General features: G+C 58.5%; 4 protein-coding genes and 1 pseudogene. 2 read left to right on the top strand and 3 right to left on the bottom strand.

The window, feature by feature from the left end; translation table 11 throughout:
- Positions 1-1,704: carbon starvation CstA family protein (locus tag AC1DHT_RS25960; protein ID WP_477761522.1), on the bottom strand; the 1,704-nt coding region annotated here is incomplete at its 3' end.
- Between the two features lie 380 nt (positions 1,705-2,084).
- On the opposite strand from AC1DHT_RS25960, the gene AC1DHT_RS25955 reads away from it, so the two are divergent.
- Positions 2,085-3,446, top strand: coding sequence for a cache domain-containing protein (locus tag AC1DHT_RS25955; RefSeq protein WP_427542411.1), 1,362 nt, complete (start codon positions 2,085-2,087; stop codon positions 3,444-3,446).
- 33 nt (positions 3,447-3,479) lie between these two features.
- Positions 3,480-4,112 carry a response regulator gene (locus AC1DHT_RS25950; RefSeq protein ID WP_054597410.1) on the top strand — a complete coding sequence of 211 codons (633 nt, stop codon included), beginning with the start codon at positions 3,480-3,482 and terminating at the stop codon, positions 4,110-4,112.
- Positions 4,113-4,114: 2 nt separating this feature from the next.
- On the opposite strand, the pseudogene sorB reads toward AC1DHT_RS25950, so the two are convergent.
- Positions 4,115-4,504: pseudogene (gene sorB, locus AC1DHT_RS25945) on the bottom strand (SorB family sulfite dehydrogenase c-type cytochrome subunit); the annotation flags it as partial.
- Positions 4,505-4,515: 11 nt separating this feature from the next.
- Positions 4,516-5,757 carry a SorA family sulfite dehydrogenase catalytic subunit gene (gene sorA / locus AC1DHT_RS25940; protein ID WP_427542415.1) on the bottom strand — a complete coding sequence of 414 codons (1,242 nt, stop codon included), beginning with the start codon at positions 5,755-5,757 and terminating at the stop codon, positions 4,516-4,518.
- Between the last annotated feature and the right edge of the window lie 243 nt (positions 5,758-6,000).

The raw sequence follows: 6,000 nt of genomic DNA, 5'->3' as shown, positions 1-6,000 counted from the left end.
CATTTTGATCAGCACCACCGTGGCGAGCATCAGCGCGATACCGGCCAGCATCTGGTTGGAGATACCGAACAGCGGCCACAAGGTGTTGATGCCACCCAGCGGGTCGATCACGCCCTGGTACAGCAGATAACCCCACATTGCCACGCAACCGGCGGTCGCGATCAGGTTGGCGGTCCAGGACTCGGTGCGTTTAAGCGCCGGAACGAAGGAACCGAGCAAATCCTGCAGCATGAAACGCCCGGCACGGGTGCCGGCGTCGACCGCCGTCAGGATGAACAGCGCTTCGAACAGGATCGCGAAGTGGTACCAGAACGCCATGGTGTTTTCACCCGGCAGAACACTGTGCAGGATCTGCGCGATACCGACCGCGAGGGTCGGCGCACCGCCGGCACGGGCCAGCACGGTGGTTTCACCGATGTCCCTGGCCACTGCTTGCAGGGCTTCCGGGGTAATCATAAAGCCCCAACTGCTGACAGTCTGAGCCACCTGTACCACGTCACCGCCGACGATTGCCGCCGGGCTGTTCATGGCGAAGTACACGCCCGGTTCGATCACCGAAGCGGCCACCATCGCCATGATCGCCACGAAGGACTCCATCAGCATGCCGCCGTAACCGATGTAACGGGCATGACCTTCACTGGCCAACAGTTTCGGGGTGGTGCCGGAAGCGATCAGCGCATGGAAACCCGAGACCGCACCACAAGCAATGGTGATGAACAGGAACGGGAACAACCCGCCTTTCCACACCGGTCCGGTGCCGTCGATAAACTGGGTCAATGCCGGCATTTTCAGCTCGGGCATGGTGATCAGAATGCCGATTGCCAACGCCATGATGGTGCCGATCTTGAGGAAGGTCGACAGATAGTCACGCGGCGCCAGGATCAGCCAGACCGGCATTACTGCTGCAACGAAACCGTAGCCGATCAGCATCCAGGTGATCTGGATCCCGGTGAAGCTGAACGCCTTGGCCCAGACCGGATCAGCGGCAATCTGCCCACCGAGCCAGATTGAACCCAGCAGCAGAAGCACGCCGACAATGGAAATCTCACCGATGCGGCCCGGGCGGATGTAGCGCATGTACACGCCCATGAACATCGCGATCGGGATGGTCGCCATCACCGTGAACATGCCCCACGGGCTATCAGCCAGGGCCTTGACCACGATCAGCGCCAGCACCGCGAGGATGATGATCATGATCAGGAAGCAGCCGAACAGCGCGATAGTGCCAGGGACACGGCCCATTTCTTCACGGACCATGTCGCCCAGGGAGCGACCGTTGCGGCGGGTCGACATGAACAGGACCATGAAGTCCTGGACCGCACCGGCCAGCACCACGCCGGCGATCAGCCAGAGCGTGCCGGGCAAATAGCCCATTTGCGCCGCCAGCACTGGACCGACCAGCGGACCAGCACCCGCGATGGCCGCGAAGTGGTGACCGAAAAGGATGTGTTTGTTGGTGGGTACATAGTCCAGACCATCGTTGTTGACGACGGCGGGGGTGGCTCGACCGGGATCGAGCTGCATCACCTTATTGGCGATAAACAGGCTGTAATAGCGGTATGCGACAAGATAGATAGCGACTGCTGCGACTACGATCCAGAGGGCGTTGATGGCTTCGCCGCGGCGCAGGGCCACGACACTCAGCGCAAAAGCTCCCAGGACAGCCACGGCAAACCAGGCGAGGTGTTTAGCCAGACGGGTCATTGCGTGTCTCCTGCCGACAGCCAGTGGACTGCGGCGGTAATTTTTATAATTGTGTCCGCTATGCGGAGCTGGCCCAATATCCGCGCATGCCGTCTACAAATAAATCCGCGTTACTACGTACGCAGTGTCTGCGTAGTTCTACGTAGACGACACCGATCTCCTTGTGAGAGCGAGCCTGCTCGCGATAGCGGTACGACAGCCAACATCAATGTTGAATGTTATTCAGTCATCGTCGGAACGCCGCCCGGAGCCGGCTCGCTCCCACAGGTTTTGCATTTACTGAGCCACAGGTCATTCCGTCCAGCGCCGCTACTGGACACGCGTATCTTTGGCATATGATGCCGGGCCTTCGCTTTCCCTCGGTCCGGTCAGGAGCAGAGATGCAGCTCAAACATAAAATCGTCGCGCTCGGGATTCTGCCGCTGGTGTTGGCGATTGCGGTCATCTGCGTGTTGGTGATTTCCCTGAACCGCCAACTGGGTGATCAGCAGACGCAACTGATCGAAGACAGCATTCTGGCCAGCAAGCGTGCAGAACTGAAAAACTACGTCGAAATGGCGCAAAGCCTGATCGCGCCGCTGTACGACAACGGCAAGGGTGACGAGCACGCACAGCAACAAGTGCTGGAAGAACTGCGTAAGCTCAGCTTTGGTATCAATGGCTACTTCTTTGTCTACGACCGCCAGGGCCGTAGCCTGATGCACTCGCGACAGTCGGAACTGGTGGGCAAATACCTGTGGGACATGAAGGACCCGCACGGTCTTCCGGTGATCCAGGCGTTACTGAAAAGTGCGGAGTCAGGGGAGGGCTTTCAACGCTACGCCTGGAACAAACCCTCTTCCGGCCAAGTGACCGATAAACTCGCCTATGTCGTGATGCTGGATCGTTGGGGCTGGATGCTCGGTACCGGCATCTACCTCGAGGACGTTGAGCGTGCAACACAGCAGGCGCGTGACGAGGTGGCTCAGGGCATCCGCAAAACGATGCTCGCCATTGCCATCGTAGCCCTCGTGGCAGTGCTTTTCGTCTTCGCCAGCGGCATGACGCTGAACGTCAGCGAACATCGTCTGGCCGACAAAAAACTTCAACGGTTGACCCAGCGTATCGTCAGCTTGCAAGAAGAAGAGCGATCACGGGTTTCCCGTGAACTGCACGACGGTATCAGCCAGGTACTGGTGTCCATCAAGTTTCAGTTCGAACTGGCCAGCCATGTGCTGGAAAGTGGACAAGACAGGGGCTTGAGCATTTTAAGAGAGGCCACGGAGCGCCTGGGAGACGCGATTGGCGAGGTTCGCAGCCTTTCTCACGACCTGCGCTCGTCACTGCTCGACACGCTGGGGCTGTCGGCGGCGATCGGTCAACTTGCCGCAGAGTTCGAGCAACGCAGCGGACTGGTGGTGACCTACAACAACAACGAATTCGAGTGTCATCTGGTCGATGGGGCAGCGGTCTCGTTGTTTCGCATTGTGCAAGAAGGCCTGACCAACATCGAACGACATGCCCAGGCGCAAAACGTATCCGTTACCCTGCACGGGTCCGAAGAGTCCATACGGCTGACGGTGGTCGATGACGGTGTCGGTTTCAACGTCGCTCAGGTCGAACGCCGCCACTCCGGTATAGGGCTGCGGAACATCCGCGAACGGGTCGAGCATTTTGGTGGCCGATTCGAGCTCGCATCGACGCCGGGAAGAAGTGTGCTGGACGTTCTGCTGCCCATGAAAATGCCCGGTCCAAAACACTGACTCAGCCAATAACAACAAGAGTGAATGCCCCTGATGAACCTGTCCTACCCGATCCGCGTCGCCCTGGTCGACGATCATTCCCTGGTCCGTGACGGAATCAAGGCGCTGCTGGCGGTCATGTCCCCCCTGGAAGTGGTGGGGGAAGCCGAGAGTGGCGCCGAAGCGATTGAGATGGTGAGGCTCTGTCAGCCGGACCTGTTGCTGGTCGACATCAGTCTGAAAGACATGAACGGACTTGAGCTGACCCGGGTGTTGAGCAAGCAATATCCGTTGCTCAAGATTCTGGTACTCAGCATGTACGACAACTATGAGTACGTGAGCGAGTCTGTTCGTTCTGGCGCCAGCGGTTATGTGCTGAAGAACGCACCTTCACGGGAAATCATTGCGGCCATTGAAGCGATTGCCAGCGGCGGAACGTTTTACAGTGCGGAGATCGCACAGCGGCTCATCGCCGACAAGAACACCGAAAACGAGCTGACGCCGCGCGAGAGTCAAGTGCTGTGCAAGATGGCGCTGGGAATGAACAACAAGGAAATGGCCCGCGAGCTGGACATCAGCGTTCGGACGGTGGAAACCCATCGTTTGAGCATCCGTCGCAAACTCAACATCGACAAGCCCGCGGCCTTGGTCAAGTACGCAATGGACCACGGGATCATTTCGCATTAAGGCTTGGCTGCAGGCGCAGCCGGGGTCTGGCCTGCCGATGGGTTCGAGGCAGCCTGCACATCGGCATCGCTCGCATGGGCACTGCCGTAGGTCACCGCAAGGTAGGCGCCGATGATGCTCACATCCTGATCGCTGATCGGAGCACCATACACGTGCTGCATCTTGCTCGCTTCCCCAGTCCACTGTGCCAGGCTCATGCCGGGAGGCTGGAAGTTGATGTAGTCGGCAGAATGGCAGGTTGAGCACTTCTGTTGAGCCAATGGGTAGCCGGGCAGGGCACTGGGTTTGAACACAGCCGTTTCGGGCGGCAAGGTGATCGATAGTGGCGCTGCGTTAGCCAAGGTAGCCAAACAAACCTGAACTGCGCAGAGCAGGGTGGTCATGCGTTTCATGCGGAGCCCCCTCAGGCAACGGTCACGTGGCTGGTTTCTACAACGTGGCGGCGGTAGCCACCGGGGTTCCAGTCGGCTCGCAACGGCTGCGTCTCACCCGCACTGTTACTGGCCCGCACCATCAACTGTGTGGCGCCCTTGCTGGTGAAGGTGATCGGCAGCGTCCACTCACGGAAGGAGAAACGGCCAAGATCCTGCCCAAGCCTGGCTTCGCGCCAACTTTTTCCGCCGTCGATCGACACTTCCACCTTGTTGACCCCAACGCCACCGTCGAACGCAATGCCCTTGAGCAGCACGCTTTTTTTCAACGGCAACACATCGCCGTGTTTGACGCTGGTGATGAAGCTGCGTACAGGCAACCTGGAAATCGGCGTCGTTTGCGCCGCAGTGGTGCCGGGGGCAATGCAGAAACAATCGTTGTCCGGAACGCGGTAGCCTTTAGCCATGAAGAAACCGTCGTAGGTATGGTCGACGACTTCGATCTCACTCAGGTGCTTGACCCAGTACGTACCGAAATAGCCTGGCACCACGAGACGTATCGGGTAACCGTTGAGAAATGGCAGGTCGGCACCGTTCATTGACCAGGCGATCATGGGTTCGCCGTCCATGGCATGGCTGATATCCAGGGCTTTGATGTACTCCGGTGTGCTCGGCAGCACTGGCTTGTCGAGCCCACGAAATGTCACTTGCCGGGCGTCGGCTTTCACCCCGGCCTTTTCCAATACTGCCTTGAGCGGTACCCCTACCCAGCGGGCATTACCCATTGAGCCATTGCCCAACTGAGCACCGAATACGCGTGGCATCGAGAAGCCGCGACTGTTACCTGAGCATTGATTGACGGCCACCACTTCTACCGGTTCGGCCAGAGTCTTGAGTTCTGCAAGGGAAAGCGACAGCGGTGTGTTGACCGAGCCCTTGATCGTCAGGCGGTAACTGTCCGGATCGATGCTGGTAGGGATATTGGCCAGGTGGTAACGCACAAAAAACGCGTCATTCGGTGTGATAGGCCCTTCGTTGAAGACGGGGAATGGCGTCTCAAGGTGCGGCGGGCGGGTGGTCACCAGGGTCAACGGACGTTTTTGCGGGTATTGCACCAGCGGCCGTGGCCCGGCAGCAAAGGTCACTTCTTCCGGTGTTTCGTCGGCTGCCCTGGCAAGGTTGGCCAATGGCGAAGCTGCCAAAGCCAGGGCGAAGGCATCGCGTAGAACGCGCCGGCGACTCGGGTTGCCGTTATCAACAAGACTGAACTTCATGCTGTTCTCTCTTTGTTTTTTTTACTGAGATGTATCTGACAGCACCCCCAGATGCAGCGATGGGGGAGGAGAGGTATCCGATGTAATGCGTAAATGGGTTTTCAATTAACTGACCGACTTCGATCAGCAAGCCAGTATCGCCACGCGCAAAGCGACTGCTTTTCATTGAGCGTCAGCGACTTGGCATTTGATGACAAACGATACCGACAGGTGAGGTATAGCCTGGCCACGCTCATCACAACA

It is taken from the genome of Pseudomonas sp. 05N432 (genome assembly GCF_056396945.1).
The sequence above is the reverse complement of the archived record's forward strand: the minus strand, read 5'-3'. Positions and strand labels throughout refer to the sequence as shown.